The organism is Aeromicrobium sp. EU05-FHT14F07 (assembly GCF_058790455.1).
On record NZ_JBYTCR010000007.1, the window covers coordinates 65,941 to 91,942 of the forward strand.

Below are 26,002 nucleotides of genomic sequence, written 5' to 3' on the forward strand. Positions count from 1 at the left end.
GGATGTTCCGCGACGGGGTGTGCGGGCCGTCGGCGGGTCACGGTCTCGTCCCGTCGGCGGCAGGACCCCAGTGCATCGCCGCCGCCACGACACCGTCGCGTGCACCCCACCGTCCCCGCAGACGGGCAGGGAGGGAGGCTCGGTGGACGGGTCCGAGGGTGACCTCGACGCTCCCGTCGGGGTCGAGGCGCACGTCGGCGTCCTCGAAGCCCAACCAGCGTCGTTCCACGGGGAACCAGACCTTGTAGCAGGCCTCCTTGCCGCAGAACAGCAGCCGGTCCCACGGCACGGAGCCGTCCTGGTCGGCGAGGTCGGCGAGGTGACGACGCTCCTCCGGCGTCGCGACCACCTGGAGCACTCCCGGCGGCAGCGGCAGGCTGGGCTCGACGTCGATCCCGAGCGCGCTGACGTCCGCAGCGTGCGCCGCGGCGCACGCCGCGTAGTCGTCGCAGTGCGTGATGCTGCCGACCACGCCGTCCGGCCACAGCGGCTCGCCCCGCTCCCCGCGCCGCAGGACCGGCACGTCCTCGCCGAGCTCGGCCAGGGCAGCGTGCGCGAGGAGCCGACCGGTGGCCCAGTCGTCCCGGCGACGCTCACCTGCACCAGGCACCTCACGGCGTTCCTCCTCGGCGAGGAGCCGCCACGCGCGACCGACCGCACCGGTCCGTCGGGTCTCGTGGACCACGACCTCGGGCGGCAGCAACGACGCGACGAGCGAGGTCACGGGTCGACCGCGGGGGCGGCAGGCCGGCAGGGACGGTCCACGCCAGGCTAGTGGTCGTCGGTGCGAGGATCAGGGGCATGACCCACGTCCGTCCCGCGGTGCTCGCCGACGACGCCGTCCTGCTCGGTCTCGACCTCGCGACCTGGAGCCCGCGGTGGTCGCCGGGGCCCCCGCCCGCACGCGACGCGTTCTTCGGGGAGCGCAACGGCGGGCCCGGAGGCTTCCTGGTGGCGGAGCGGGACGGCGCGGTGGTCGGCTACGTGGCGCTCCACCGGGCGGGCGGTCTGGCCACGCACGCGCACGTGCGGATCATCGACGGCCTGGCCGTCGACCCGTCGGCGCAGGGTCGGGGGATCGGCGAGACGCTCGTGCGGGCCGCCGTCGAGCGGGCGCGCGCCGAGGGCGCCGCGAAGGTGACGCTGCGCGTGCTCGCCACGAACCCGGGCGCCCAGCGGCTCTACGAGCGCTGCGGCTTCGTCGTCGAGGGCGTCCTCGTCGGGGAGTTCCTCATCGACGGCTCACCCGTCGACGACACGTGGATGGCACTGCACCTGCGCTGAGGTGGGAGGCTCGGATGGGCCGCTCAGATGGTCTGGGCGACGACGTCGAGCTCGACGGGCACGCTGCGGGCGCTCGACCCGGCGCTGATCCACAGGCCCACGGTGCGGGCGGCGTCGGGCTCGCCGGGGATCCACTCCGCGATCCACGCGGCCACGGCGCGGTCGGCGGTGCCGGGCCAGACGCGGTGCACGGTGACGCGGGCCGGCGTGTCGAGCACGGGCAGCTCGACGTCGGGATCGATCTCGACGACCACCTGGCCGTACACGTCGGCCGGCAGCAGCGCGAGCGCCGACTGCAGCACCACGAGGTCGTCGGCGCAGCCGGCGAGCAGCACGTGCTGCAGCGGGACGCGGCGACGGTGGGACCTCATGGACTGAGTATAGGCTTACCTGGCCCACCTGAGGCAAGGGTTGCCTATCTCACAGCGGATCCCGTCTCCCACCCCGCGTTCCGTGGACGTGACGACGGTCCGTGGTCGAGAGACCGTCGCAAGGTCCACGAGACGCGTCGAGCCCGGCCCGCGCGGAGGCGGACCGGGCTCGACGACCCGTGGGGTCGGCTGGGCGATCAGGCGGCGACGTGCGCCTGGAGCAGCCAGCGGTCCTTCGTCAGACCGCGCTCGATCTCGATGGCGACGTCCTGGCTCGACAGGTCGATGTCGTCGAGGCCGGTGATCGCGGTGCGGATCGTGACCAGCGCGGCGTCGATCTGCGCGACGGTCTGCGCGACCGTGGTCTGCCAGGGCTGGAAGCCGTCGGACAGCGCGGGGAGCGTCGACTTCGCGGCGACGGTGGCCAGGCGCGAGTCCAGCGGCAGGCCCAGGGCGACGATGCGCTCGGCGGCGGTGTCGGCGTAGTCCTGCGCGTGGGCGACGAGCTGGTCGAGGGTCTCGTGGACGCCGGCGAAGGCGCTGCCGCGCACGTGCCAGTGGGCCTGCTTGCCGTCGACGACGAGGGCCTCGAGGTCGTGGACGACGGGGGTGAGGAACTGGGCGACGCCGGCCGCGATCTCCGACGTGGTCGCGAGGGCCGAGGGGGTGTCGGTGTGGGTGGTCGAGGTCATGGGTGCACGTCCTTCTCAGTCAGGGTCTCTGATCTCTACAACGCACATCGTTCCCAAGAATTCCATCGCGTGCAACGTAGATCAGGCTCTCCTCACGGAGCCCAGGCTTGCCTCGCCCGCCTGGAACGACGGGCGAGGCGTCCCCTCCGGGGCTGGTCAGCCGACCGGCAGGTCCTCGCGCGGACGCTCCTCCTCGTCGACCTCACGCCGACGGGACCGGGCCGCGAGGACCAGGTCGAGGAGGAGGAACAGCGCCAGCGAGACGCCGAGGAGCGGCACGAACCACCCGACCGCCAGCGTCACCAGGACGACGCTGACCAGCACGCCCGGCGAGAGGCGTCGCCACGTGCCGCGTCCTGGCGCACGCCCGACCCGGGCGGTGCCCCGGGTGGGGCGACGCTGCCACCACGACCGGTAGCCGAGCAGCGTCACGGCGATGAGCCCGAGCGCGACGGCCGCCAGCACCAGCTGGTTGAGCAGGCCGAACAGGACGCCGACGTGGGCGTCGATCGTCCAGCGGGTGAGCTTCGCCGCGAGCGGCTCGTCGGCGAAGCGGATCTCGTCGACGACCGACCCGTCACGGGGGTCCACGGCCACCGAGTCGAGCCGGGTGGGCGCGCTGCGCTTCTTCTCGGCGACGGTCCACGCCGACGCGTCGTCGATCGGCGCGGTGAGGAGGAGCGGGTCCTGCAGGCCGGCCGCGCGCGCCGCCGCGAGCACGCCGTCGACGCCGACGCCACCGGTCACGACGTCGTCGGAGACGCCCGCGCCGGACCCGCCGTGACCGCCGTGGCCCCCGTGTCCCGACGCTGCCTCGGCGTCGCCGTCGAGCGACGTCGCCAGCGTCGTGCCGGTCCACGACAGCGCCGTGCGCACCTCGGCCACGTGCTCGCCGGCGTAGCGCGACCAGGTGAGGCCGGTGGCGGACAGGAAGAGCGCGCCGACGGCGAGCCAGACGCCGAGCGTCGCGTGCCACGACAGCGTGCGCCGCCGTCCGGTCGCCGCCGTGTCGGGGAGCAGCAGTCGGCGTGCCCGACGGTCGGTGCGTCGCTTCGTGAACCAGAGCGCGAGACCGCCCAGCACGACGACCCACAGCCAGCTGGCGGCGAGCTCGCTGTAGTAGCGCCCGACCGTGCCGAGGTGCAGGCTGCTGTGCAGCTCGTTCAGCCAGGCGCGCACGCCCAGCCACTGACCGTACTGTCGCTCCTGCCCGAGCACCTCGCCGGTGTAGGGGTCGACCATGACGGCACGGTAGGAGTTCTCGGGCACGTCGGCGTCGGTGAACACGACCCGCGTGCTGCTGTCCGGGGTGGCCGGCGGTCGGATCTCGACGAGCGTGCCGTCGGGGTGCGCCTCGCGGGCGACGGCGAACTGCTCCGAGAGCGGTAGCTGGGCGCCTCGGGGCTCGACGGTGAGCTCGTGGGCGTAGACGGCGCGCTCGATCTGCGGTGCCGCGGTGTAGACCAGCCCGGTCACGGCGGCGACGAGGATGAACGGGGCCACGAGGACGCCGGCGTAGAAGTGCAGGCGCAGCACGAGCGGCTTGAGCTGGGCCCAGACGCCCGGTCGGGCGTCGGAGGTGGAGGTCATGGGGGTCCTTCGCAGGTCAGGAGGTCAGGTGAGGAGGGACTGGCCGAGCTGCTCGCCGCGGCGCGCGCCGGGCAGCACCGCGAACACGGCCGAGCCGATCGGGGTGGTCCACTGGTTGAGCAGGTCGAGCTCGGCGAGCCGGCGCTGGAGGGGCACGAACTGCCGCTCCAGGTCGGCCTGGAAGGACACGAAGACGAGGCCGGCGTCGGTCAGCTCACCGGGTGGCGGCGGGTCGTCGTAGTTGTAGGGGCGACGCAGGATGCGCTGGCGCCGGTCGTCCGTCCTGGCCCGCCGGACGTGGGCGAACGGGTCGATGACCTCCAGCCCGTTGGCGTCGACCGCGTCGAGGTCGGGGTCGTCCTCGAGACGGCCGCCCGTGAGCGGCCGGCCGTCGTCCAGCCGACGGCCGATCGTGCGCTCCCGCGCGGTCCGGTCGATCTCGTCCCACGTGTCGAGCTCCATGCGGATGCGGCGCACGACCATGGTCGTCCCGCCGTCGAGCCAGCGGGGCCCGTCGGGCGTGGTCGTGGGGCTGCGCCACACGAGCGCGTCGTGGTCGGCCGGTCGGGGGTTCGCCGTGCCGTCGACCTGACCCATGAGGTTGCGGGGCGTGCGGTCGCGACCCAGCGGGCCCCGGAAGCCGCGCTGCACCCACCGGACGGTGGCGAACGTCCGCGCCTCCTTCGTGAGCAGACGGAGGGCGTGCGACACGACGAGCTCGTCGTCGGAGCAGATCTGCAGCAGCAGGTCGCCCCCGCTCCAGCGGTCCTCGAGCCGGTCGACGCTGAAGGCCGGCAGGGGTCCGAGCCAGGACGGCACGTCGACCCCAGCAGCCTCCACCGCCCCCGGGCCCACGGCGAGCGTGACGGTGAGCCCGCTCGGCCGCAGCGCCAGCTCGGGCTCGGTGTCGGCGAGACCCGCGCGGCCGGCCGTCAGGCGCGCCACGTCGTCGGTCCAGATCGCGAACAGCCGGCGGAGCGCGTCGGCGTCGGCTCCCTCGACCAGGTCGTAGGCCACCAGCACGCCGTGGTCCTGCGGGGGCGTGACGACCCCGGCCTGGTGCGCCCCCCGGAACGCGACGGTGCGCGTCCCGGGGTCGGCGGCAGGTGCCTCGCGGGCGACGGCGGAGGCGCCCGCCGCACCCACGACGGCGCCCGCCGCACCCACCGAGCCGGTCGTCAGGAGCGCCCGCCGCGACAGTCCGCGGCGCGGCTCACCCATGGTCCCCGTGGTCCATGTCCCCGTGCTCCATGTCCCCGTGGTCCGTGCCGCCCTCGTAGTCCTCCTCGGCGCCGGCGAAGGAGCGCGCGGGAGCCGTGAACGACATCGTGGAGTCGTCGGAGAACCGGACGGTCACGCGCACGTCCTGCCCGGGCTCGACCGGACGGGTGAGGTCCATGAGCATGATGTGGTCGCCACCGGGCTCGAGGGTGTGGGTCTTCCCGGCCGGCACGACGATGCCGCCCTTCTTCTGGCGCATGACCATCTGGCCGTCCTCGTCGGTGGCCATCTCGTGCAGCTCCACGCGGCCCGCGACGCCGTCCGTGGTGGCGGAGACGATGGTGACGTCGTGGTCGGCGGCGTTGCGGAAGGTGCCGAAGGCGGCGGTCATGCCGGAGTCGGCGGCCTTGACCCAGGGGTCCTGGACCGACACGGTCGACGCCTCGGTGGCGGGGTCGGCGTCGCTCGAGGAGCCGCAGGCGGTGAGGCCGACGGTCGTGGCGGCGAGGAGCAGGAGGGTGGTGAGTCGCTTCATGCGGTGTGGTCCTTGTCCGAGGTCTGGGTGGTGCGGGAGCGGCGCACGAGGACGCCGACGGCGGCGAGCAGCACGAGGGCTGCGAGGCCTCCGAGCGCGTACGCGCCGTAGCGGGACGTCGAGGAGACGTCGGTCGCCGTGCGCTGGGTGGGTGCGGCGGTCGCCGGGGCTCGCCCGTCGCCGAGGGTGAAGGCGACGACGCCGTCCACCGGGTGGCCGTCCGCGGAGACCACGCGCCAGACGAGCGTGTAGCGCCCGTCGGGCAGCGTGGTGTCGGGGGCGTCGGCCACGAGCCGGGTGCCGTCCGCGCGGGGCGTGAGCGTGGCCACGGTGTCGCCGTCGCGGCGCAGCACCATGGCGGGGCCGATGTCGCTGACGGGCTCGTTGAAGCGCAGCTCGAGCTGTTCCGGCAGGGTCGCGATGGTCGAGCCGGTCTGGGGGTTGGAGCCGATCAGTGCGCTGTGCGCCGACGCGGCGAGCCCGGGCAGCAGCACGAGCAGGCCGGTGAGCAGGCACAGCAGCACGGACCGACCCCGGAGGGTCGGGTGCATGGGTGTCTCTTCCGGGAAGGGGGTGGATCGGTGGTCAGACCGATGCCGGGGGTGCCCTTCCGAGAGGCAGCGCGATGCGCGCGACGCCGTGCAGGGACGACGTCGTGGAGACGAGGAGAGCGGTGCGCGGCGCGGGCGCGAGGACGCGCAGGATCCGCAGCGCCCGCAGGGCGAGGTGGTCGAGGATCGACAGCAGCGTGTGCTCGGCACGGGGGACCACGGCCACGAGGAGCGCCGCGGCCAGGCCGTGGGTGAGCAGCATGAGCGCACCGTCGCCGCCCAGGTCGGGGTGCTGCACCATCGACACGCCGTGGACGGCGCCCTGCGTGAGCAGGAACGCCGCGAGCAGGGTGCGGGGGGTCCAGCGCTGACCGCTGAGCAGCCAGGCGAGCGCCCCGACGCCCACGGTGATCGCGCCCAGCGCGGGGAGGGAGGGGGCCGCGCCTCCGGCGGCCTCGTGCGCCCCGACGCCGAGCCCCGTGGTGAGCGCGCCGACGAACGCAGCCCGGACCGTGCGGGCGTGGCCCGAGGTCAGGCGGCGGTCAGCGCTCACCGGCACACGGTACTACGCGGCGTCGTAGACCGATGAGACACATGCACTGCGGGCAGGACCCGGAGGTCCTGCCCGCAGTGGTCTCTCCCCAACCGGGAGGTCAGTTGCCGTCGTCACCCGAGGTGGTGTTCACGGTGATCTTGGCGACGCCGACCAGGAGGTCCGACGTGACGGCGTCGGTCTTGAACGTCTGGTTCAGCAGATCGGCGGCGACCGGGCTCACGAAGACCTTCGTGCCCTCGAGGATCGCCGTGTCGCCCTCGGTCTGCAACGGCTTCAGCGTGCTGCCGTTCAGGGTGAAGATGTAGGCGCTGGTCACGACGGACTTGCCGTTCACCGACACGTCGCCGTAGACGCGCGAGACACCGGGGTCGACGTTCAGGTTGGTGATCTCGACGGTCGTGCCGCCGGCGGACAGCGAGAAGCCGGAGCCCTCGTGCTGGATCTGGCCGATCACATAGGGCGAGACCTGCCCCGGTTTGAAGACCTCGACGTTGCCGCCGGTGATCGGGAAGACGAGCGACCCGTCGGTCAGCGCGCCGTCACCGACGGTGCCGGGGGTGAGGCCGAGCGAGGTGAGGGCGTCGGTGAAGCCTGAGTCGAGCGCGACGGCGGTGTCCTCGCCGGTCAGCGCGGTGATGGAGGCGACGGGCTTCGGCGGCGTCGAGCTCGACGAGCTGCTGGAGGAGGAGCTGGAGTCCGAGCCGGAGCTGCAGGCAGCGAGGGGCAGTGCGGCGACGGCCACGACGGCCAGGCTGGCGAAGAACTTCTTGGTGGGGTTCATGGTGCTCACGAGAGCCACGTCCTTGATCTGTTGGTGTACCTCTGGTTCGCGGCGGCGGCACCGGCCGATGGGTCGGGAGCGCCGATAACATCCAGGAGAGACGTAGGTCACACCGGCTGGACGGGTCGGGTGCACCGGGCCGAGGTCAGGCGAAGCGCCGCAGGCGCAGGCTGTTGGTCACCACCAGCACGCTGCTGGCCGCCATCGCGACGCCGGCGATCATCGGGTTCAGCAGACCGGCGACGGCGAGGGGCAGGGCGGCGACGTTGTAGCCGAACGCCCACACCAGGTTGGACCGGATGGTCCGCAGCGTCGCCCGCGACAGCCGCACGGCGACGACGGCGGCGGAGAGGTCGCCGGAGACGAGCGTCAGGTCCGACGCGGCGATCGCGACGTCGGTGCCGGTGCCCATCGCGATGCCCAGATCGGCGGCGGCGAGCGCTGCGGCGTCGTTCACGCCGTCGCCGACCATGGCCACCACGCGACCCTCGGCCTGCAGGCGCTGGACCGCGCGCAGCTTGTCGTCGGGCGTCACCTCGGCCTCGACCCGCTCGATCCCGACCTCGGCGGCCACGGCGTCGGCGACGCGGCGCGCGTCGCCGGTCAGCAGCACCGGCTCCAGGCCCAGGTCGCGCAGGTCGGCGACCGCCTGGCGCGACGTCGGCCTGACCGTGTCGGCCACCGTCACGGTGCCGACGAGGCGGCCGTCGGCCTCGACGGCGATGGTCGTGCCGACGACGTCGACCGGCTCGACGTCGTGGCCGAGCCACGACGCCCGTCCCGCCCGCACGCTGCTGCCGTCGACCACGCCGCTGACGCCCTGGCCGGGGTGGTTGGCGAAGTCCTGGACGGGGAGGGGCTGGTCGACGAGGGCCGCGACGGCGCGGGCGACGGGGTGCTCCGACGCGTGCTCGACACCGGCTGCGAGGGCGCGGAGCCGCCCGACGTCGACACCGGGGACGGGCCGCACGTCGACGACGCGCATCTCGCCCGTGGTGACCGTGCCGGTCTTGTCGAGGACGACGGTGTCGATGCGGCGGGTCGACTCGAGCACCTGCGGCCCCTTGATGAGGACGCCGAGCTGCGCACCGCGACCGGTGCCGACCATGAGGGCGGTCGGCGTCGCGAGGCCGAGGGCGCAGGGGCAGGCGATGATCAGGACCGCCACGGACGCGACGAACGCCTGGGTCAGGGTGCCGCCGAGCAGCAGCCATCCCGCGAACGTGGCCACCGCCAGGGCGATCACGGCGGGCACGAACCAGGCGGCGACGCGGTCGGCGAGACGTTGCACCTCGGCCTTGCCCTCCTGGGCCTCCTCGACCAGCCGCGCCATCTGCGCGAGCCGGGTGTCGGCGCCGACGGCCGTGGCGCGGACCACGAGCCGACCGCCGACGTTGACCGTCGCCCCGGTGACCGCACGACCCTCGTCGACCTCCACGGGCACGGACTCGCCCGTCAGCATCGACTCGTCGACGGCTGACGCACCCTCCACGACCTCGCCGTCGGTGGCGATCGTCTCGCCCGGCCGGACGACGAAGAGGTCGCCGACGCGCACGTCGTCGACGGGGACGCGCGTCTCCAGGCCGTCGCGCAGCACGGCGACGTCCTTGGCGCCGAGGTCGAGGAGCGCCCGGAGGGCGGCGCTCGACTGACGCTTCGCGTTCGCCTCGAGGTAGTGGCCGAGGAGCACGAACGTGGTGACGACGGCCGCGACCTCGAGGTAGATCTCGTGGGCGCCGCCGCCGGTGAGCGACCACTCCATCCGCATCCCGACGTGACCCGCCCCGCCGAGGAGGAGGGCCCACAGCGACCACAGGTACGCCGCGCCGACGCCGACCGACACGAGGGTGTCCATCGTGGCGGCGCCGTGGCGCAGGTTGGTGGCCGCTGCTCGGTGGAACGGCCAGGCGCCCCAGGTGACGACGGGGGTGGCCAGGGCGAGGGCCAGCCACTGCCAGCCGGGGAGCTGGGTGGCCGGCACCATCGACAGGACCAGGACCGGGAGGCTGAGCACGCCGGAGACGAGCGCACGTCGCCGCATGGAGGCGGCCCCATGGAGACCGTCCGTGTGGTCGTGCGCCCCGCCGTGGTGCTCCTGCGGCAGCGTCGCGGAGTAGCCGGTGGCGGCGACGGTGTCGAGCAGCAGCTGGTGGTCGGTGCCCTCGGGCACGCGCACGGTCGCCTTCTCGGTGGCGTAGTTGACGCTCGCCTCGACGCCGTCGAGCCGGTTCAGCTTCTTCTCGATGCGCGCCGCGCAGGCCGTGCAGCTCATGCCGTGCACGTCGAGCCTGACGGTCTCCTGCCCGGCGTTCTGGCCGGGGTTCTGGAGGGTCATGGTGTGCTCCCCTCAGACCAGGGCGTACCCCGCCTCGGCGACGGCCTCACGGACCGCGTCGGACGAGGGGTCGCCGGTGACGGTGACGTGGGAGGTGCCGCCGGCGACGAGGTCGACGGTGACGTCGGTGACGCCGTCGAGGGCGCTGAGCTCCTCGGTGACGGCGGCGACGCAGTGGGCGCAGGTCATGCCGGTGACGTCGTAGGTGGTGGTCATGGTGGTCCCCTCTCGGGATCGGGTCGGGCGGGTTCGGGTCGGGTCAGGAGCGGACGAGCCGGGCGATGGCGTCGGAGGCCTCCTTGACCTTCGCGTCGGCCTCGGGCCCGCCCGCACGCGCCGCGTTGACGACGCAGTGGGCGAGGTGCTCGTCGAGCAGCTTGAGCGCCACCGCCTCGAGCGCCTTGGTGGTCGCACTCACCTGGGTGAGCACGTCGATGCAGTAGGTGTCGTCCTCGACCATGCGGGTGAGGCCGCGGACCTGGCCCTCGATGCGCCGCAGTCGGGCGAGGACCGCCTTCTTGTCGTCGGAGTAGCCGGGCGCCTCGGGGTGCTCGTGCGTGGCGCTCATCCGAGGAGTCCCTTCATCTGGGTGATCTCGGCGGTCTGGGCGTCGATGATGGCGCGCGCCAGCGCCTTCGCGCGCGAGTCCTGGCCGTCGGCGAGCTCGGTCCGGGCCATCTCGACGGCGCCCTCGTGGTGCTCGACCATCAGCTCGAGCCAGAGCCGGTCGAAGGTCGCGCCGTCGGAGTCGGCGAGCCTCGACAGCTGGTCCTCGCTCATCATCCCGGTCATCGCGTGCCCGGCGCCGCCGTGGTCGCTGTGGTCACCGTGCTCGCTGGGCACGTCCTCGCCCCAGCCCTCGAGGAAGCGGGTCAGCTCCTCGATCTCCGGCTTCTGGGCCGCGCGGATGCGGGTGGCGAGGTCGGTGACCTCGGCGGAGGCGCCACGCGCGGGGTCGAGCGCGAGGTCGCTCATCTCCACGGCCTGCTCGTGGTGCGGGATCATCTGCTGCGCGAACGTGACGTCGGCGCCGTCGTGCCCCTCGTCGCTGGTGTTGGGCGAGCCGCAGCCGGCCAGCACGAGGGCCGAGGCGGCCAGGGTCAGGAGGAGGCGACGAGGACTCATGGAATCAGTGTACCCCTAGGGGGTATAGGTAACCCATGTACCCGTGGACCTCCACCATCGGACGGTGCCTGTCTCGTCCGAAACTCGCCGGAAGGAGGCAGCCGAGCCCGCTTGACTGGCGCGGTGAACACCACGATCGAGCAGGCCGCAGCCTTCCACGCCCTCCACGCCGACCCGAGCCGACCACTTGTCCTCGCCAACGTCTGGGACGTCGCCAGCGCCCGACTGGTCGAGGAGGCCGGCGCATCGGCTGTCGCGACGACCAGCGCCGGTGTCGCGTGGGCGCTCGGCTGTCCGGACGGCAACGCCCTGGAGCGCGCGGACGCCGTCGCAGCAGTCTCTCGGATCACGGGCGCGGTCTCGGTGCCGGTCACCGTGGACGTCGAAGCCGGGTACGCAGCCGATGCGGACGGCGTGGAGCGAACGGTCGACGCCGTGCTCGAAGCCGGTGCCGTCGGGATCAACATCGAGGACGGCGCCCTTCGCCCGGACGAGCTCGCGGACCGCATCAGCGCCGCCCGGCGCTCAGCGCTCCGGGCGGGGGTGCCGCTGTTCATCAATGCGCGCACCGATGTCTACCTCCGGGGCCTCACCGCCCCCGACGACCTCCTCGCCGAGACGCTCGAACGGGCGCACCGCTACCTCGACGCGGGAGCGGACGGCGTCTTCGTCCCAGGAGTCGGCGACCGCGAGACCGTCGCGGCGTTGGCGGAGGCAGTAGCCGGCCCGCTCAACGTGATGTCCGGACCCGGTGACCTGACCGTCGCGGAGCTCTCACGGCTGGGAGCGGCGCGCGTGAGCGTCGGCTCGAGCGTGGCGCAAGCCGCCTACGCCGTTGCCCGGCGAACGGCCACGGAGCTGTTCGATGCTGGCACGTACGAGTCCCTGGCTCGTGGTCTCGACTACGGCGAGCTGAACTCGCTCTTCTAGCGCCCAGCGAGAGGAAGCAGGGGGAGGACCGTCGTGCGCTCGGGCGGCGAGCGACCCTGTCCGGCCGTGCCGGCGTGGTGGAATGACCCCATGCCCGACGCCGTCGATGGTCCGTTCCGCCCGGTCCTGCAGGACTACCAGCCGGTCGAGCCCTCCTACAACGTGTTCTCCGGGGTGTTCCCGGCCATCGTCGGCGGCAGCGTCGGCACGACGCTCGGCATGCTGGCGATCGCGCGCCGGCTGCGGGTGTCGCCTGCCGTCCAGGCCGCCGTCGTCGGGATCGGGGTCGTCGGGGTGGCGCTGGGCGTTGCCCTCGCCCTGGGGACGACGCTCAGCAATGCCGTGTCGTTCCGCGTGGGCGGGCTGGCCGCCTTCGCCGGCCAGCTGCCGCTGCTGCTGCGACCGTTCCGCGCCTGGCAGGCCCGCGGCGACGACGTGGCGTCGTTCTGGGGGGTGGGCGTCGCGGTGACGATCGCCGGCCTCCTGGCGTCGGCGGTGATCGGTCTGTCCGTCCCGGGCATCCGGGACACCCTGTGATGAGCGACTCCGCGCTGACGCGCGCCGAGCACTGGCTCGAGGTCGGCCGCCCCGAGCGCTGCCTCGAGGAGCTCGCGCAGGCGGGTGCCGAACCGGACCCGCGCGCTCTCGCCCTCCAGGCCATGGCGCTGCGCCAGCTCGAGCGGTGGCAGGAGTGCGTCGACGTGACGTCCCGTGGTCTGGCCCTCGCCCCCGACGACCTGGAGCTGCGCTTCCAGCGCGCCGTCGCCGTCGAGCAGCTGGGCGACGTCGCGCAGGCCGAGCGCCTCCTCCTCGCGTGCCTCGAGGCGCAGCCTCGCCACGTCGTCCTGCTGACCGGCTACGCGTCGCTGCTGCTGCGCCACGGACATCCCGACGAGGCCGAGCGGGTGCTCACGCGTGCTGCGGCGGAGGCGCCCGGCTCGCCCGAGGTCGAGATGGTCCGGGCACGCCTGCTGATGGTCCGGCGGCGCGACGCGGACGCCGTCGAGGTGGTCCGCGGGGTGCTCGCCCAGGACCCCACGCGTGCGGACGCCCTCTGGCTGCTGGGCGCGCTGGAGCACGAGCGGGGCCTCAGCAGGCAGGCGGCACCCCGTCTGCGCAGTGCTGCGCTCAGCAACCTGGACGACCGCGAGCTCGCGACCGGAGCGCGGGACGTCGGCCGCGAGGCGCGCTGGTTCGCCTGGCCGTTGCGGCTCGTCCGGCGCGTGCCCGACGCGCTCGTCGTGCCTGCCCAGCTCGGTGTCGTCCTGGCCGCGGCCCTCCTGCTCGGCTACCGTCCCACGCAGGCGGCCGGTGCGGTGCTCCTCGCGGCCTTCCTGGTCTTCGTCGCATGGTTCTGGATCGCCGTGCTCGTCAGTCGCGCTGCTAGCAGGAGGAACCGATGACCGACCCGAGGATCGACGCGCTGCAGGCCGCTGTCGCGGCCGACCCGACCAACGTCGCGCTGGTGGGGCTCCTCGCCGACCTGCTCGTCGACGCGGGACGCGTCGACGAGGCGGTCATGCTGCAGGCCGGCCTCCTGTCGGCCGGCGACCTCGGACCCGAGGACGCCCTCGTGCTGACCCGGCGCGCCCTCGACGTCGACCGGCTCGACGTGGCGCGCGGCGCTCTCGAGGTGGCCCGTGGTGGCGGTCTGGTCGAGGGCCTGGCCGAGCTGGAGGCGTCGCTGCAGCAGGCGATCGCGCGACGGGGCGTCGCGCTGGACGCCGGTCCCGACACGGCGCCGAGCCTGGCCGAGGAGGTCGGCCTGACCTTCGCCGAGGTCGGCGGCATGGACGACGTCAAGAAGCTGCTGCACCGCATGATCATCCTGCCGTTCGTGCGACCGGAGCTGTACGCGAAGTACAACCGCAGCGCCGGCGGCGGTGTGCTCCTCTACGGGCCCCCGGGCTGCGGGAAGACGCTGCTCGCCCGGGCCATCGCGGGGGAGTGCGGCCTCCCGTTCTTCTCGGTCGGCATCGACGACGTGGTCTCGCCGTTCCAGGGCCAGGCCGAGCTGAACGTGTCCGAGATCTTCGCGCAGGCGCGCGACCTGCGGCCGGCTGTCGTGTTCATCGACGAGATCGACGCGATCGGGTACGCGCGTCAGCGGGCGCAGGGCGAGATGGGCCGTCGGCTCACCAACGCCCTCCTGCAGGAGCTCGACGGCGTCGGCCGGTCGACCGAGGGCCTCCTGGTGCTGGCGGCGAGCAACGCTCCCTGGGACGTCGACAGCGCGCTGCTGCGGCCCGGACGCTTCGACCGCCGCGTCTTCGTGCCGCCGCCCGACGAGGCGGCTCGCCAGGCGATCCTCGACGTCAGGCTGCGGGGCGTGGAGACGTCCGGCGTGGACCTGCGCGCGCTCGCGCGGGCGACCGAGCTGTTCACCGGCGCCGACCTGCGGGCCACCGTCGAGCGTGCCCTCGACGAGGTGATCGAGACGGTGCTCGACACCGGCGAGGAGATCCCCGTCGGTCAGCAGCACCTGACCGCCGCGCTCGCCCAGGTGACCCCGTCGGCGCTGGACTGGCTGGCCCGGGCCCGCGACTACGTCGAGTTCTCCAACGCGAGTGGTCAGTGGGCGGACGTCGAGTCCTACCTCGGCCAGCGTGCCGTGCGGCGGCGGCTCACGGGTCGCTGACGTGGACGAGCGCACCGTCAGCCTCGCGCGGCACTGGCTGCAGACCGACCGGCCCGACCGCTGCCTCGAGGTCCTCGACGGCGCGGACCCGACCGACCCGCAGGTGCTGCTGCTGCGGGCGTGGGCGCTCTCACGGCTCGAGCGCTGGGACGACGCGGAGTCCGTCGCCCGGTCCGGCCTCGCGGGCGACCCCGGGTCGGTCGAGCTGCGCCGCGTGCTCGCCCACGTCCTCACTGGTCGCGGTCGCCTGAGGGCGGCGGCCGAGGTGCTCGCGTCGGCCGCCGCCGACGCACCCGAGGACGTCGAGGTCCGGGCCCAGCTGGCGGCGAACCTCGTCGTCCGGCGGTTCGAGGACGAGTCGGCCCGGGCGATCGACGCCCTCGCCGCGCTCGCGCCGGGCTCGGGCCGGGTCGCCCTCCTCCGCGCCCACTGGCACCTGGAGTTCGGACGTCGCGAGGACGCCCGGCGACACGTCGTGGAGGCGCTGGAGGTCGACCCTGCGGACCCGCAGGCCCGCGCGCTGCTCGGCGACCTGACGGCTCGGTCCGGTGACGCGCAAGGAGTCGACCACCTCCGACGCGCCGCGCTGGACGACTTCGGTTCCCGAAGCACCGTCGCCCGTGCTCGACAGGCGGGCGTGCTGAGCCGCTACCCCGGACGCCTCCTGCTCCCGGCGCTGCGCGTGCACCCGGGGTGGGCCGCGGCCGGCTGCTTCGTCCTGCTGTGGGTGTCGGCGCGGGTCTTCGTCGTCGGCGACGCGGTGGTGGGCGGGCTGATGCTGGCGGTGTCGCTGGTGCTGGTCGTGTGGCTGGCCGTGGCCCACGCGGTCGCCGTCTGGGTCCTCGACTGAGGCCGAGGTCTAGGCTCGGCCCATGAGCGACCTTCCCGGACTCGACGGCGTGCTCGGCGTGGAGCACGTCGAGCTGACGGCAGACAAGGTGGTCGTGCGCTTCACGATCACCGAGCGGCACCTGCAGCCGTTCGGCATCCCGCACGGCGGCATCTACTGCGCGGTCCACGAGTCGACGGCCAGCGTCGCCGCGCAGATCTGGCTCGGGGAGAAGGGCGTCGTGGTCGGGACCAACAACTCGACCGACTTCATCCGTCAGGCGAAGGTCGGCGACACGATCACGGTCACCGCCACCCCGATCCACCGCGGTCGCACCCAGCAGCTGTGGCACCTCGACTCCGTCGGCGAGGACGGCAGGCTCGTCGCCCAGGGCCAGGTGCGCCTGGCGAACCTCGACCAGCCCGTCCCGCCGGAGGCGCTCGCCGCCTTCACGGGGACGACGAGCCGGTAGACTGGCCCACGTCGGCGCGACTGGCGTTGAGGTGGACATCCACCAGGGAGCCCGGCACCGCATCGACTGCACCACCCGACAAGGGACCGTTCGCCTGGGCCCCGCGTCAGCCCCCACCACGCTGACCGGAGGAATCCCCCATGATGATGACCGTGAACGCACTCGCTCCCCAGACGCCCACGACGCTCGACGACGCCGACGTGAAGGTGCTGCTGCTCGAGAACATCCACGCCGACGGCCGTGACTTCCTGCGCGGCAAGGGCTACGACGTGCAGACCAACGCCGGCGCGCTCGGCGAGGACGAGCTGATCGAGGCCATCCAGGGCGTGCACCTGCTGGGCATCCGCTCCACGACCTACATCACGCCGCGCGTGCTGGACGCCGCCCCCGACCTGATCGCCATCGGCGCGTTCTGCATCGGCACGAACCAGATCGACCTCGAGGCCACGACGCAGCGGGGCATCGCCGTCTTCAACGCCCCCTACTCCAACACCCGCTCGGTGGTGGAGCTCGCGATCGCCGAGATCATCTCCCTCGCGCGTCGTCTGCACGAGAAGTCCACCGACATGCACCGCGGCGTCTGGAACAAGTCCGCCGCGGGCAGCCACGAGGTGCGTGGTCGCACGCTCGGCATCGTCGGCTACGGCAACATCGGCAGCCAGCTGTCGGTCGTCGCCGAGGCGCTCGGCTTCAAGGTGATCTTCTTCGACATCGACGACAAGCTCGCCCTCGGCAACGCCAAGCGCTGCTCGACGCTGGAGGAGCTGCTGGCCGAGGCCGACGTCGTCACGCTGCACGTCGACGGCCGTCCCGGCAACGCCGGACTCTTCGGCGACGAGCAGATGCGCCTCATGAAGCCGCGCGCCCTGTTCCTCAACCTCAGCCGCGGGATCGCGGTCGACACGAGCGCCCTGCGCGCGCACCTGGAGTCGGGCCACATCGCCGGTGCCGCCCTCGACGTGTTCCCCGTGGAGCCGAAGCGTCAGGGCGACCCGTTCGAGTCCGAGCTGCGCGGCATCCCCAACGTCATCCTCACCCCGCACGTGGGCGGCTCGACCGAGGAGGCGCAGCAGGACATCGGTCGCTTCGTCGCCTCCAAGCTGCGCTCCTACGCGGCGTTCGGCAGCACGTCGCTGAGCGTCAACTTCCCGGAGATGAACCTCCCGGCCGACGACACCCGCTGCCGCCTGGCGCTCGTGCACGAGAACGCCCCGGGCGTCCTCGCGCGGATCAACGGTCTCCTGGGCGAGCACGACGTGAACATCGAGGCGCAGTCGCTCGCGACGCGCGGCCCGCTGGGCTACGTCGTCACCGACGTCGCCGACGCCGTCCCGTCCGCCGTGCTCACGGAGCTGGCCGGCCTGCCCGAGACGGTCAGGCTGAGGCAGCTGAGCTGATCCCGTGCCCGCCGCGCCGGTCCGCCTGCGACCCAACCTGATCGACCACTTCTACCGAGGCGGTCAGCGGATCGCGGACCTGCGCGGCGTCGCGACGACGTCGCCGCGTCAGCCCGAGGAGTGGGTCGCCGCGACGGTCTCGCGCGACGGCCACCCCACGCTCGGGCTGTCCTCGACCGAGGACGGGTCCGTGCTGCGTGACCTCGTGGCGGGAGACCCGGCGTACTGGACCGGGGGTTCCGGAGCCTGGCCGGGCGACACCGGCCTGCTGCTGAAGCTGCTCGACGCGGGCCAACGGCTGCCGGTCCACGTGCATCCCGACCGCGCGTTCGCCGCGACCCACCTCGACTGCCCGTACGGCAAGACCGAGGCCTGGCTCGTGCTCGACGCCGCGCCCGGCGCGGCCGTGCACCTGGGCTGGCGCGACCAGGTCGACCCCGCCGACGTCGTCCGCGCGCGGGACGAGCAGGACGGTGCCTGGATGCTCGACCGCATGCACCGGCTGCCGGTCCGTCGGGGCGACGCGTTCCTGGTGCCCGCCGGCACGCCGCACGCGATCGGGGAGGGCGTGTTCGTGGCCGAGGCGCAGGAACCGACCGACTTCTCGATCCTCCTGGAGTGGTCGGTCACGACCTCGACGCGCGACGAGTCGCACCTCGGACTCGGGTTCGACCTCGCGATGCGGGCGCTGGGGCACGACGCGACGACCCCCGAGCGGCTCGCGGCGCTCTCCACCTGGACCGATCTCGACGCGTCGGCGAGCGGGCTCACCTCGCTGCTTCCGGCCGAGGCGGACCCGTTCTTCCGGCTCGACCTCGCCGCGAGCGGTGCGACGGTCGATGCGGGGTTCGCCGCCGTCGTGGTGCTCGACGGGTCGGGCTCGCTCGTCGGCGGCGCCTCCTCGACCCACGTGCGGCGGGGTGCGGTGTGCGCGGTGCCCGCCGCACTCGGTGACTGGCGCGTGGCGGGCGACGTGCGCGTGCTCGTCGCCCGCCCGGGCGTCAGTCGAGGCTGAACGGCGGGTACTCGTCGGTGAGCAGCAGGTAGTACGCGCCCACGCGCTGGTTCCACCGCAGAAAGCCGACGACGAACTCGCGTAGTCCACGCGGCCAGTGGGCGGTGAAGAGGACGGCGAAGAAGCCGATGAAGGTCACCACCGCCGCTGCGATGCCGAGGAAGTACAGCACGAAGAAGTGCGGGATCACCATGATCGCGCGGAAGAAGATCGTCAGCCGGCTCCGGCCCTCGACCTGCGGCTCGACGTCGAAGCGCACCCGCGGGTCGCGGCCCGGGTCCGTCGTGTCCGCGGCGAACGCGAACGGCGGGTAGCTGCCGTGCAGGAAGTAGTGGAAGGCGTTGAGGCTCGCGTCGTAGCGCAGGTACATGGCCGAGTAGTTGAGCAGCGGCCGCGGGACCTTGCCCAGGACCACGCCGCAGAACCACGAGGCGATGAGCACGAAGACCAGGGGCACGGTGAGAACGGCGAGCACGACGAGGTGCGGGATGAGCAGCAGCCAGTGCAGGAGCGGACGCCAGCGCGCCACGCGGTCGGGCAGGTCGTAGGTGAGGGTGGCCGGGTACGTGGGGGCCGGAGGCCCGGCCGCAGCGGCGGGCTGAGGGGGCAGGGTGGTCATGGGTGTGGCCTTTCCTGAGGTCAGGCGAACGGTACCGCGAGAGCGCCGAGCGTCTCAGCACATCCGGCATCGATCCTCAGGTCGGCCAGGTGATCGCCCCGGGTCGGGCCGCGGTTGACGATCACGACCGGTGTGCCGAGGGAGGCGGCTCGGCGGACGAACCTCAGGCCGCTCATGACCTGCAGGCTCGAGCCCAGCACCAGCAGGGCGTCGGCGCGGGCCACCAGCGCGAAGCAGTGCTCCACGAGCGGCTTCGGCACGGAGTCGCCGAAGAAGACGACGTCAGGACGCAGGCGGCCGCCGCAGACCAGGCAGGGTGCCACGACGAACGCGGTGGTGTCCTCGAGCTGCACGTCACCGTCGGGTCCGTGCACGACCGTCTGGGCGCTCCAGCCCGGGTTCAGCCGCTCGTGCCGCTCCTGCACTGCCGCACGGGGGGTGCGGTCGCCGCAGTCCATGCACACCACCCGGTCGACCCGCCCGTGCAGGTCGACGACGTCGCGGTGGCCGGCGCGCTCGTGCAGCCCGTCGACGTTCTGGGTGATGAGTCCGACGAGCCGGTCGTCCCGCTCCCACCGCACGAGCGCACGGTGTGTCGCGTTGGGCTCGGCGTGGCCCATGCGCGACCAGCCGAGGTGGGCCCGCGCCCAGTAGCGCTGCACCGCCTCCGGGCCGGAGCGCAGCTGCTGGATGGTCATGGGCGTCGGCACGACGAGCCGGTCGGGCCCCCGGTAGTCGGGGATGCCGGAGTCGGTGGAGACCCCGGCGCCCGTGAGCACCAGCGTCCGTCGGCCGTCGAGGAGCTCGGCGAGCCCGTGCACGTCGGCGGTGCTGGGTGCCCTCGAGCTGTTCACCCGTCCAGGGTAGGTCGCGGTGGCGCACCCTTCCGGTCGTGCGGACGTACGGACGCCATGCTCAAGTCCCTCTGCCGTGTCCTCCCATCGCGGGTAGGGTCGCCGCCATGTCGACCGCTCGCAGACCCCAGCAGCAGCGGTCCGTGGCCACGCGCGAGCGACTGCTCGAGGCGGCCTACGAGAGCCTGCTCGAGGGCGGCTACGGGTCGGCGACCGTGGGCGACGTCCAGCAGCGCGCGGGCGTCGCCCGAGGGACGCTGCTGCACCACTTCCCGACCCGTGACCTGCTGATGGCGGGCGTGGTCGAGGACGTCGTGGACCGACGGTTCAAGCTGTCGGCCGCGGCCGACGACGCGTCGGCGCCGGCCGGGTGGAACGACGTCGTCGACCTGGTGTGGTCGGAGCTCCGCTCGCCCGCCTTCGCGGTGCTGCTGGAGCTGTGGGTGGCCGCGCGCACCGACGACGACCTGAGGGAGTCGCTGCTGCCGATGCAGGAGCGCATCCATGACACTGTGCACCGCAGCGTCGTGCGCCTGGTGGGACCGTCCCACCCGCGCGCGCCGATCCTGGTGCAGTTCACGATCAACCTCCTGACCGGTGCCCACCTCGCCGGCATCCTGCGGTCGCGCGCCGGCACCTCGACGGTGGTGGAGGCGTGGAAGCACGCGTTGCGCGAGCTCGCCGCGCCGCCGCGCCGGCCCTGAGCCTCAGCCGCGACGGCTCCACCCGATGGCGAGCGACCCGAGGGCGACGAACACGAGGGTGAGCACGACGCACGTGACGGCGACGGTGCCGGCACCGAGCTCGCCGGCGTCGAGGAACCCGTAGGGCACGGGTCCGGTGGTCGTCGGGGTGAGCGTGAAGGTCGGGCGCACCACCTCGGCCCGGGTGAGCGTGTACGCGAGCCACAGGACCGGGAACGCGAGACCGCCGAGCGCCGACCACCCGAGGTGCGTGCGGGGGCGCAGGAGGACGAAGCCGACCACGGTCAGCAGCGGGACGACGTAGTGGAACGCCTTGTCGAACCACCACTCGGCGCCGGAGAGGTCGACGTCGCCCGCCAGCACGGTGGCGTAGACGATGCCGGTCACGGCGATGCCGGTCAGGCTGGCGAGTCGCAGCATCCCGAAGGTCCGCCCACCCCGGTCCGGACGCAGCGCGAGCATGGTGCACGTGACGACGACGAGGATGTTCGACTCGATCGTGAAGTAGCTGAAGAGGTTGACCAGGTCGTCGCCGCGTCGGGCCGACACGACCGTCTGCCCGACGAGAGCGACGAGCGCGACGGCGGCGGTCAGGGCGTGCCAGGTGCGAGTCACGGGATCACGCTAGTCCCGCGAGGGTCAGCGCGGTCGCCGTCGCCGACGCCGTCTGGGTACCAACGCCGAGACGATCGCCAGAGCCAGAAGCAGGTAGACGACGAACAGGAGCTCGGGTGCGTCGGCCTCTCGAGCGAAGGGGCTCAGGGTCTGGAACGCGACGGAGCAGAGGACGAGCCAGGCCAGGAGGCCCACCACGGCCCGTGCCACCCAGGCGCGTCGACGCCGCCGCTGCGGCTGGGTCCGGGAGGGGGGCAGGGGCTCGCGCTGGCGCTGCGGAGCCTGGGTGGCTGCGGCGGCTCGTCGTCGCCGCGAGTCCTTGACGGGGACCTCCGTCTCGACGATCTCCAACGAACGGACCCGGTCGACGACCTGGCGCACGTCGTGGGCGTCCCAGACCGTCGGTCGCGAGGTGAGCAGCTCGATCAGCGTCGCCGTCGAGCAGAGCAGCACGCCGCGACTGCGTTCGTGCATCGGGTCGTCGCGCGTGAAGCACAGGACGGGCTCGACCTGCGCGGTCAGGTCGGGAAGCCGCAGCGCGACGGCCGATGCGGCGTCGGCGCACCCGTCGACCGCCCACTGACGGCGCCGTCCGTTCTGCAGAAGTACCCCGTCGGCGAGCGCGATGCGACCGGACCAGTTCTTGGAGTCGATGACGAAGATGCCCGTCGGCCCGACGGCGACGTGGTCGACGTTCGCGCGCTGGCGACCGGGCCAGCGGACGTCGTGCAGCACCGTCCAGCCTGGGCCGAGCCCCGCCGCCAGGACCTCTGCGGTCCGGGCCTCCCCCTCGGCGCCCTTCTCCCACTTCTCGGCAGACCGTTGCAGCCGCTCGGCCTTCTCCCGCGTCCTGCGCGCTCGCTCCCGCGCCGAGTCTCCCGCCATCCTTCATCGGTACCAGGCACAGGGCCGTCGCGTCGAGGGGCTCGTGCCTAGGACAGGGCGACCGTGCCACTCACGCCGACGACCGTGTGTCCGCCGACCCACACGGTGTCGTCGACGACGTCGACGTGCACCCGGCCGCGGCGGCCGAGGGACGTGCCTTGCGCGGCCACGTAGTGCTCGGGCAGGACGCCGTCGGCCACCAGCCACTGGGCGAGCGCAGCGTTGAGGCTGCCGGTCACGGGATCCTCGCCGACACCACCCGGGAAGAACGCGCGCACCTCGAGCTGGACGTCGGAGCCGTCGGCGTGCAGCCCGGCCAGCCCGACCTTGTCGTGCGCGCCGGACGCGCCGAGCAGGTGGGCGCGCGCGCCGTCGACCCCGAGCACGAGGTCGGCGTCGCGCAGCAGCAGGCCCATCCAGCCCGGGCCGTTGTCGCACCAGTGCGCGCTCACCACGTCGGACGCCTGCAGCCCGAGCGTCGCGACGACGGCGGGCACCTCGCCCGGGTCGACGGGGCCGGACCGGGCCCGGTCCGGGGCGGCGAACGCCAACCTCTCGCCGTCGCGGCGGACCCGAACGAGCCCGACGCCGCACTCCTGGACCAGGGCGTCGTCGGAGCGCGGTGCACCCCCGGCCTCGAGCCAGGCGCGCGCCGTGCCCAGCGTCGGGTGGCCGGCGAACGGCAGCTCCCGACCGGGCGTGAAGATGCGGACGCGGTAGTCGGCCGACGGGTCCGTCGGGGCGAGCAGGAACGTGGTCTCGCTGAGGTTCGTCCAGCGGGCGAACGCGGCCATGGTGGCGTCGTCGAGGTCGTCGGCAGTGTGCACGACGGCCACGGGGTTGCCCAGGCCGAGGGTGTCGGAGAAGACGTCCACCTGGTGGAACGGCAGCATGCCCCGACCCTAGGCGAGGTCGATCAGCCTCTGCACCGTGGTGAGGTTGCGTCCGGTGCCGTGGTGACCGAGGAGGCGTCGCACGCGAGCCGGTGTGAGCCGCGAGCCGGCCACGCCGTCGCGGTAGCGGACGTGCAGGTCGCGACCCAGCACCCGGACCTCGTCGCCACGCCAGTCCTCCGCCTCGAACTCGCGGACCGCGTCGGACGTCGGCTCGTCGAGCAGGAAGTAGACGTGCGAGAGCTTGGGCTCGACCACCTCGAACGGGTGGTCGGCCAGGGCGGTGCGCAGCTCGTCGGGCGAGCGCGACACGACCTCCCGGAAGAAGCCGAACCGCGCCTCGATCGCCTGCTCCAGGTCGCGGTCGAACACGGCGGGCTCGGTGGGCGGAGTGCACAGCAGGTTGCCGGACGCGATGTGCGTGCGGACGTCGCTCGCACCGAGCTCGGTGGCGAGGTCGCGCAGCTCGGCCATCGGCAGTGTCGCGCCGCCGACGTTGACCGCGCGGAGGAGGTGGACTCTCATGGGCCCAGGATGGCAGCGGCCGCGGACAGGAGCGCACACGTGACGAGACCCCGCACCGTCGGACGGTGCGGGGTCCCGAGGTCGCGGGTCAGGCGCGCGCGCGGACCTGGCGGTAGATCAGCAGCGCCACGATGGCACCGACGATCGACAGGATCAGGCCGCTGGTGGTGAAGTCCAGCACGCTCCGCGAGGAGAACAGGGCGCCGATCATGCCGCCGACGAACGAGCCGACGACACCGAGCACGATGGTGGCGAGAATGCCCATCGAGTCGTTGCCGGGGACGATCGCGCGGGCCAGGAGACCTGCGATGAGGCCGACGATGAGAAGCGTGATGAGTCCCATGACAGTTCCTTTCGGTTGGGTACCGGACCGAGTGCGTCCGGCACGTCCACGCTAGGGATTCTCAGGAATTTCGCATGTCGAGATCGACCCTGAGAGGATCCACATCCTGACCTCATCGTCCGCTCATCGTCGGCTCGTAGCGTGGGGTGCATGGACCTCAGCACCCTCCTCGCCCGCCCGGACGCCGTCGTCGACCTCGTGGTCAACACGGGAGCCCGGCAGGGCTCGACCGCGCTGGAGCGTGCGACCCGGCTCGTCGGCGACCACGCCGTCGTGCGCGCGCACGCCGTCCACTCGGGTGCAGAGCTGGTCGAGACGCTCGACCGGGTCGCGGCCGACGAGCCCGACCTCCTCGTGGTCGGCGGCGGCGACGGCACCGTCTCGGCCGCCGCCGCACGCGTCGCGGGGACGTCGACGGTGCTCGCGGTCCTCCCGCTCGGCACGGCCAACGACTTCGCCCGCACCCTCGAGATCCCTGCCGACGTCGGTGCCGCGGTCGCGTCCGTGCTCGACGGCGAGGTGGTCGACGTCGACCTCGGTCGCGTCGACGGTCGCGCGTTCGTCAACGTCGCGTCCATCGGGCTGTCGGTCGCCGTCACGGAGCGGCTCACCCCGGGCCTGAAGCGACGTCTGGGACCCGTCGCGTACCCGGTGGCGACGCTCGGCGCCTTCCGGCAGCACCGCGGCTTCGCGGCGCGTCTGGAGTTCCCCGACGGCGACCACGACCCGGTCGAGCTGACCGACCTCCTCCAGCTGGCGGTCGGCAACGGGCGGCACTACGGCGGCGGCAACACCGTCGCCCCGAACGCGTCGCTCGACGACCACCTGCTCGACGTCTACGCCATCGAGCGCGGCCGGCTCGCCGACCACGTGTCGATCGCACGCCTGCTCAAGAGCGGCCGGTTCGTCGAGCACGAGCGGGTGCACCACCTGACGACCCGCAGGGTGCGGATGGTCACCGACGTACCCCTGCCGGTGAACCTCGACGGCGAGATCGCCGCCACCACCCCCGCCGAGGTCACGGTCGAGCGCAACGTCCTGCGCGTCGCCGTCCCCCGCGGCAACCGCGCCGCCCGCCTCGACGCAGCCGCCTGACCCCCTCCGCGTTCTGTGGACTTCGCGACGGTTTCTCGCGCGGGGACCGTCGCGAAGTCCACAGAACGGGGTGAGGTGGAGGGTGTCAGGTCGTGGGGTCGTCGGCGACCTTCACGAGGAGCTTGCCGACGTTGCGGCCGGTGAGGAGGCCGCGGAAGGCGTCGACGGCGTTCTCGAGCCCCTCGACGACGTCCTCGAGGTAGGCGACGTCGCCGTTCGCCACCCACTGGCCCATCTCGCGGGTGAACGCCTCGGTGTGGGTGGGCACGAACTCGTCCTGGATGAAGCCGCGGACCGTCAGGCTCTTCGCCAGCACCGCGCCCATGAACGCCGGGAAGCCGAACGAGGACTCGGCCGGGCGGTTGTAGTTGGCGACCAGACCGCACACCGGCACGCGGCCGTAGGTGTTCATCCGACGCAGCACGGCTTCCCCGACGGGTCCGGCGACGTTCTCGAAGTAGACGTCGACGCCGTCGGGAGTGGCCGCCTTCAGGTCGTCGACGAACGTCGGCGAGCGGTGGTCGAGAGCGACGTCGAAGCCGAAGTGCTCGCGCAGGAGCCGCACCTTCTCCTCGCCGCCCGCGATGCCGACGGCACGCGCACCCTTGAGCCGGGCGACCTGCCCGACGGCCGACCCGACCGGGCCGGCGGCCGCGGCCACGACGACGGTCTCGCCCGCGGCGGGCTTGCCGATCTCCAGCAGTCCCGCGTAGGCGGTGAAGCCGGGCATGCCGAGCACGCCGAGGGCGGTCGAGACAGGGGCGGTGTCGAAAGGAGGAGCCGTCGGGTCGAGGCGCTTCATCTGGCGTGCGTCGACGACGGCGTGCGTCTGCCAGCCGATGAAGGCGAGCACGATGTCGCCGGGCTTGCGGTGGTCGGCGCGCGACTCGACGACCTCGCACACGGTGCCGCCGAGCACGACGTCGCCGAGCTCGAGGTGGGCGGCGTACGACTTCGCCTGGCTCATGCGACCGCGCATGTACGGGTCGAGCGACAGGTAGATCGAGCGCAGGAGCACCTGGCCGTCCTGCAGCTCGGGCAGGTCGACGGTGACGATCTCGAAGTCGGAGTCCTGGGGCTCGCCGTCCGGGTAGGCGGCGAGACGGACCTGGGTGGTCTGTCCGGGGGTGGTGGACATGGTGTTCTC

32 protein-coding genes are annotated in these 26,002 nt (G+C 73.0%); 11 read left to right on the forward strand and 21 right to left on the reverse strand.

Going from position 1 to position 26,002, the window contains the following annotated elements; all coding sequences use genetic code 11:
- Positions 1 to 37: 37 nt before the first annotated feature.
- On the reverse strand, positions 38 to 724 hold the full coding sequence (locus AC3WRM_RS08450) for a 4'-phosphopantetheinyl transferase family protein (RefSeq protein WP_492247932.1): 687 nt from the start codon (positions 722 to 724) through the stop codon (positions 38 to 40).
- 77 nt (positions 725 to 801) lie between these two features.
- On the opposite strand from AC3WRM_RS08450, the gene AC3WRM_RS08455 reads away from it, so the two are divergent.
- Positions 802 to 1,284: a GNAT family N-acetyltransferase gene (locus tag AC3WRM_RS08455; protein ID WP_492247931.1), complete on the forward strand. Its 483-nt coding sequence runs from the start codon at positions 802 to 804 to the stop codon at positions 1,282 to 1,284.
- Positions 1,285 to 1,307: 23 nt separating this feature from the next.
- On the opposite strand, the gene AC3WRM_RS08460 is transcribed toward AC3WRM_RS08455, so the two are convergent.
- The 12 genes from AC3WRM_RS08460 to AC3WRM_RS08515 form a co-directional block, all read right to left on the reverse strand.
- Positions 1,308 to 1,655: a ferredoxin reductase domain-containing protein gene (locus tag AC3WRM_RS08460; RefSeq protein ID WP_492247930.1), complete on the reverse strand. Its 348-nt coding sequence runs from the start codon at positions 1,653 to 1,655 to the stop codon at positions 1,308 to 1,310.
- A gap of 197 nt (positions 1,656 to 1,852) precedes the next feature.
- Positions 1,853 to 2,347: a Dps family protein gene (locus AC3WRM_RS08465; protein ID WP_492247929.1), complete on the reverse strand. Its 495-nt coding sequence runs from the start codon at positions 2,345 to 2,347 to the stop codon at positions 1,853 to 1,855.
- Between the two features lie 156 nt (positions 2,348 to 2,503).
- Positions 2,504 to 3,937, reverse strand: a complete 1,434-nt coding sequence (locus AC3WRM_RS08470) for a PepSY-associated TM helix domain-containing protein (protein ID WP_492247928.1) — start codon at positions 3,935 to 3,937, stop codon at positions 2,504 to 2,506.
- A gap of 24 nt (positions 3,938 to 3,961) precedes the next feature.
- Positions 3,962 to 5,158: a Dyp-type peroxidase gene (locus AC3WRM_RS08475; RefSeq protein ID WP_492247927.1), complete on the reverse strand. Its 1,197-nt coding sequence runs from the start codon at positions 5,156 to 5,158 to the stop codon at positions 3,962 to 3,964.
- Positions 5,151 to 5,693: a copper chaperone PCu(A)C gene (locus AC3WRM_RS08480; protein ID WP_492247926.1), complete on the reverse strand. Its 543-nt coding sequence runs from the start codon at positions 5,691 to 5,693 to the stop codon at positions 5,151 to 5,153. Before AC3WRM_RS08480 ends, AC3WRM_RS08475 begins: the two co-directional genes overlap by 8 nt.
- Positions 5,690 to 6,244 (reverse strand): copper resistance CopC family protein, encoded by a 555-nt coding sequence (locus AC3WRM_RS08485; protein WP_492247925.1) that lies wholly within the window; start codon positions 6,242 to 6,244, stop codon positions 5,690 to 5,692. Before AC3WRM_RS08485 ends, AC3WRM_RS08480 begins: the two co-directional genes overlap by 4 nt.
- Before the next feature lie 34 nt (positions 6,245 to 6,278).
- The gene (locus tag AC3WRM_RS08490) at positions 6,279 to 6,797 is read right to left on the reverse strand and encodes a hypothetical protein (protein ID WP_492247924.1); all 519 of its coding nucleotides are present in this window, start codon (positions 6,795 to 6,797) and stop codon (positions 6,279 to 6,281) included.
- A 100-nt stretch (positions 6,798 to 6,897) separates the two neighbouring features.
- Entirely contained in the window at positions 6,898 to 7,581 is a 684-nt protein-coding gene (locus AC3WRM_RS08495; RefSeq protein WP_492247993.1) for a hypothetical protein, read from the reverse strand.
- Between the two features lie 145 nt (positions 7,582 to 7,726).
- Positions 7,727 to 9,916: a heavy metal translocating P-type ATPase gene (locus AC3WRM_RS08500; RefSeq protein ID WP_492247923.1), complete on the reverse strand. Its 2,190-nt coding sequence runs from the start codon at positions 9,914 to 9,916 to the stop codon at positions 7,727 to 7,729.
- A gap of 12 nt (positions 9,917 to 9,928) precedes the next feature.
- Entirely contained in the window at positions 9,929 to 10,132 is a 204-nt protein-coding gene (locus AC3WRM_RS08505) for a heavy-metal-associated domain-containing protein (RefSeq protein WP_492247922.1), read from the reverse strand.
- Positions 10,133 to 10,175: 43 nt separating this feature from the next.
- Positions 10,176 to 10,484, reverse strand: coding sequence for a metal-sensitive transcriptional regulator (locus AC3WRM_RS08510; protein WP_067861021.1), 309 nt, complete (start codon positions 10,482 to 10,484; stop codon positions 10,176 to 10,178).
- Positions 10,481 to 11,041: a DUF305 domain-containing protein gene (locus AC3WRM_RS08515; protein WP_492247921.1), complete on the reverse strand. Its 561-nt coding sequence runs from the start codon at positions 11,039 to 11,041 to the stop codon at positions 10,481 to 10,483. Before AC3WRM_RS08515 ends, AC3WRM_RS08510 begins: the two co-directional genes overlap by 4 nt.
- 123 nt (positions 11,042 to 11,164) lie before the next feature.
- Here AC3WRM_RS08515 and AC3WRM_RS08520 point away from each other — a divergent pair, with 123 nt between their 5' ends.
- The 8 genes from AC3WRM_RS08520 (at position 11,165) to AC3WRM_RS08555 (ending at position 18,322) form a co-directional block, all read left to right on the forward strand.
- Positions 11,165 to 11,971: an isocitrate lyase/PEP mutase family protein gene (locus AC3WRM_RS08520; RefSeq protein WP_492247920.1), complete on the forward strand. Its 807-nt coding sequence runs from the start codon at positions 11,165 to 11,167 to the stop codon at positions 11,969 to 11,971.
- A 90-nt stretch (positions 11,972 to 12,061) separates the two neighbouring features.
- On the forward strand, positions 12,062 to 12,508 hold the full coding sequence (locus AC3WRM_RS08525; RefSeq protein WP_492247919.1) for a hypothetical protein: 447 nt from the start codon (positions 12,062 to 12,064) through the stop codon (positions 12,506 to 12,508).
- The gene (locus AC3WRM_RS08530; RefSeq protein ID WP_492247918.1) at positions 12,508 to 13,374 is read left to right on the forward strand and encodes a tetratricopeptide repeat protein; all 867 of its coding nucleotides are present in this window, start codon (positions 12,508 to 12,510) and stop codon (positions 13,372 to 13,374) included. The genes AC3WRM_RS08525 and AC3WRM_RS08530 overlap by 1 nt, the downstream gene beginning before the upstream one ends.
- Positions 13,371 to 14,609: an AAA family ATPase gene (locus AC3WRM_RS08535; RefSeq protein WP_492247917.1), complete on the forward strand. Its 1,239-nt coding sequence runs from the start codon at positions 13,371 to 13,373 to the stop codon at positions 14,607 to 14,609. Before AC3WRM_RS08530 ends, AC3WRM_RS08535 begins: the two co-directional genes overlap by 4 nt.
- A gap of 1 nt (position 14,610) precedes the next feature.
- Positions 14,611 to 15,459 carry a tetratricopeptide repeat protein gene (locus AC3WRM_RS08540; RefSeq protein WP_492247916.1) on the forward strand — a complete coding sequence of 283 codons (849 nt, stop codon included), beginning with the start codon at positions 14,611 to 14,613 and terminating at the stop codon, positions 15,457 to 15,459.
- Between the two features lie 22 nt (positions 15,460 to 15,481).
- Positions 15,482 to 15,910 (forward strand): PaaI family thioesterase, encoded by a 429-nt coding sequence (locus AC3WRM_RS08545; RefSeq protein WP_492247915.1) that lies wholly within the window; start codon positions 15,482 to 15,484, stop codon positions 15,908 to 15,910.
- 140 nt (positions 15,911 to 16,050) lie between these two features.
- Complete coding sequence (serA, locus tag AC3WRM_RS08550; RefSeq protein WP_492247914.1) at positions 16,051 to 17,307, forward strand: phosphoglycerate dehydrogenase; 1,257 nt, start codon at positions 16,051 to 16,053, stop codon at positions 17,305 to 17,307.
- A 4-nt stretch (positions 17,308 to 17,311) separates the two neighbouring features.
- Positions 17,312 to 18,322: a class I mannose-6-phosphate isomerase gene (locus tag AC3WRM_RS08555; protein ID WP_492247913.1), complete on the forward strand. Its 1,011-nt coding sequence runs from the start codon at positions 17,312 to 17,314 to the stop codon at positions 18,320 to 18,322.
- On the opposite strand, the gene AC3WRM_RS08560 is transcribed toward AC3WRM_RS08555, so the two are convergent.
- Positions 18,309 to 18,941, reverse strand: a complete 633-nt coding sequence (locus AC3WRM_RS08560) for a DUF4389 domain-containing protein (RefSeq protein ID WP_492247912.1) — start codon at positions 18,939 to 18,941, stop codon at positions 18,309 to 18,311. The two genes, AC3WRM_RS08555 and AC3WRM_RS08560, sit on opposite strands and share 14 nt — an antisense overlap.
- A gap of 20 nt (positions 18,942 to 18,961) precedes the next feature.
- On the reverse strand, positions 18,962 to 19,795 hold the full coding sequence (locus tag AC3WRM_RS08565; protein ID WP_492247911.1) for an NAD-dependent protein deacetylase: 834 nt from the start codon (positions 19,793 to 19,795) through the stop codon (positions 18,962 to 18,964).
- Between the two features lie 107 nt (positions 19,796 to 19,902).
- On the opposite strand from AC3WRM_RS08565, the gene AC3WRM_RS08570 reads away from it, so the two are divergent.
- Positions 19,903 to 20,499 carry a TetR/AcrR family transcriptional regulator gene (locus AC3WRM_RS08570; protein WP_492247910.1) on the forward strand — a complete coding sequence of 199 codons (597 nt, stop codon included), beginning with the start codon at positions 19,903 to 19,905 and terminating at the stop codon, positions 20,497 to 20,499.
- Positions 20,500 to 20,502: 3 nt separating this feature from the next.
- Here the strand turns inward: AC3WRM_RS08570 and AC3WRM_RS08575 are convergent, their stop codons facing one another.
- The 5 genes from AC3WRM_RS08575 to AC3WRM_RS08595 all read right to left on the reverse strand — a co-directional run bounded on the left by AC3WRM_RS08575 (position 20,503) and on the right by AC3WRM_RS08595 (position 23,760).
- Positions 20,503 to 21,114, reverse strand: coding sequence for a Pr6Pr family membrane protein (locus AC3WRM_RS08575; RefSeq protein ID WP_492247909.1), 612 nt, complete (start codon positions 21,112 to 21,114; stop codon positions 20,503 to 20,505).
- 24 nt (positions 21,115 to 21,138) lie between these two features.
- Positions 21,139 to 21,999, reverse strand: coding sequence for a nuclease-related domain-containing protein (locus AC3WRM_RS08580; protein WP_492247908.1), 861 nt, complete (start codon positions 21,997 to 21,999; stop codon positions 21,139 to 21,141).
- A gap of 47 nt (positions 22,000 to 22,046) precedes the next feature.
- Complete coding sequence (locus tag AC3WRM_RS08585; RefSeq protein ID WP_492247907.1) at positions 22,047 to 22,892, reverse strand: PhzF family phenazine biosynthesis protein; 846 nt, start codon at positions 22,890 to 22,892, stop codon at positions 22,047 to 22,049.
- A 9-nt stretch (positions 22,893 to 22,901) separates the two neighbouring features.
- Positions 22,902 to 23,417, reverse strand: coding sequence for a DUF1697 domain-containing protein (locus tag AC3WRM_RS08590; RefSeq protein ID WP_492247906.1), 516 nt, complete (start codon positions 23,415 to 23,417; stop codon positions 22,902 to 22,904).
- An 88-nt stretch (positions 23,418 to 23,505) separates the two neighbouring features.
- Complete coding sequence (locus AC3WRM_RS08595; RefSeq protein WP_067860972.1) at positions 23,506 to 23,760, reverse strand: GlsB/YeaQ/YmgE family stress response membrane protein; 255 nt, start codon at positions 23,758 to 23,760, stop codon at positions 23,506 to 23,508.
- 150 nt (positions 23,761 to 23,910) lie between these two features.
- Here AC3WRM_RS08595 and AC3WRM_RS08600 point away from each other — a divergent pair, with 150 nt between their 5' ends.
- Complete coding sequence (locus AC3WRM_RS08600; protein ID WP_492247905.1) at positions 23,911 to 24,855, forward strand: lipid kinase; 945 nt, start codon at positions 23,911 to 23,913, stop codon at positions 24,853 to 24,855.
- Between the two features lie 85 nt (positions 24,856 to 24,940).
- Here the strand turns inward: AC3WRM_RS08600 and curA are convergent, their stop codons facing one another.
- Positions 24,941 to 25,993, reverse strand: a complete 1,053-nt coding sequence (gene curA / locus AC3WRM_RS08605) for an NADPH-dependent curcumin/dihydrocurcumin reductase (RefSeq protein WP_492247904.1) — start codon at positions 25,991 to 25,993, stop codon at positions 24,941 to 24,943.
- Positions 25,994 to 26,002: the final 9 nt, after the last annotated feature.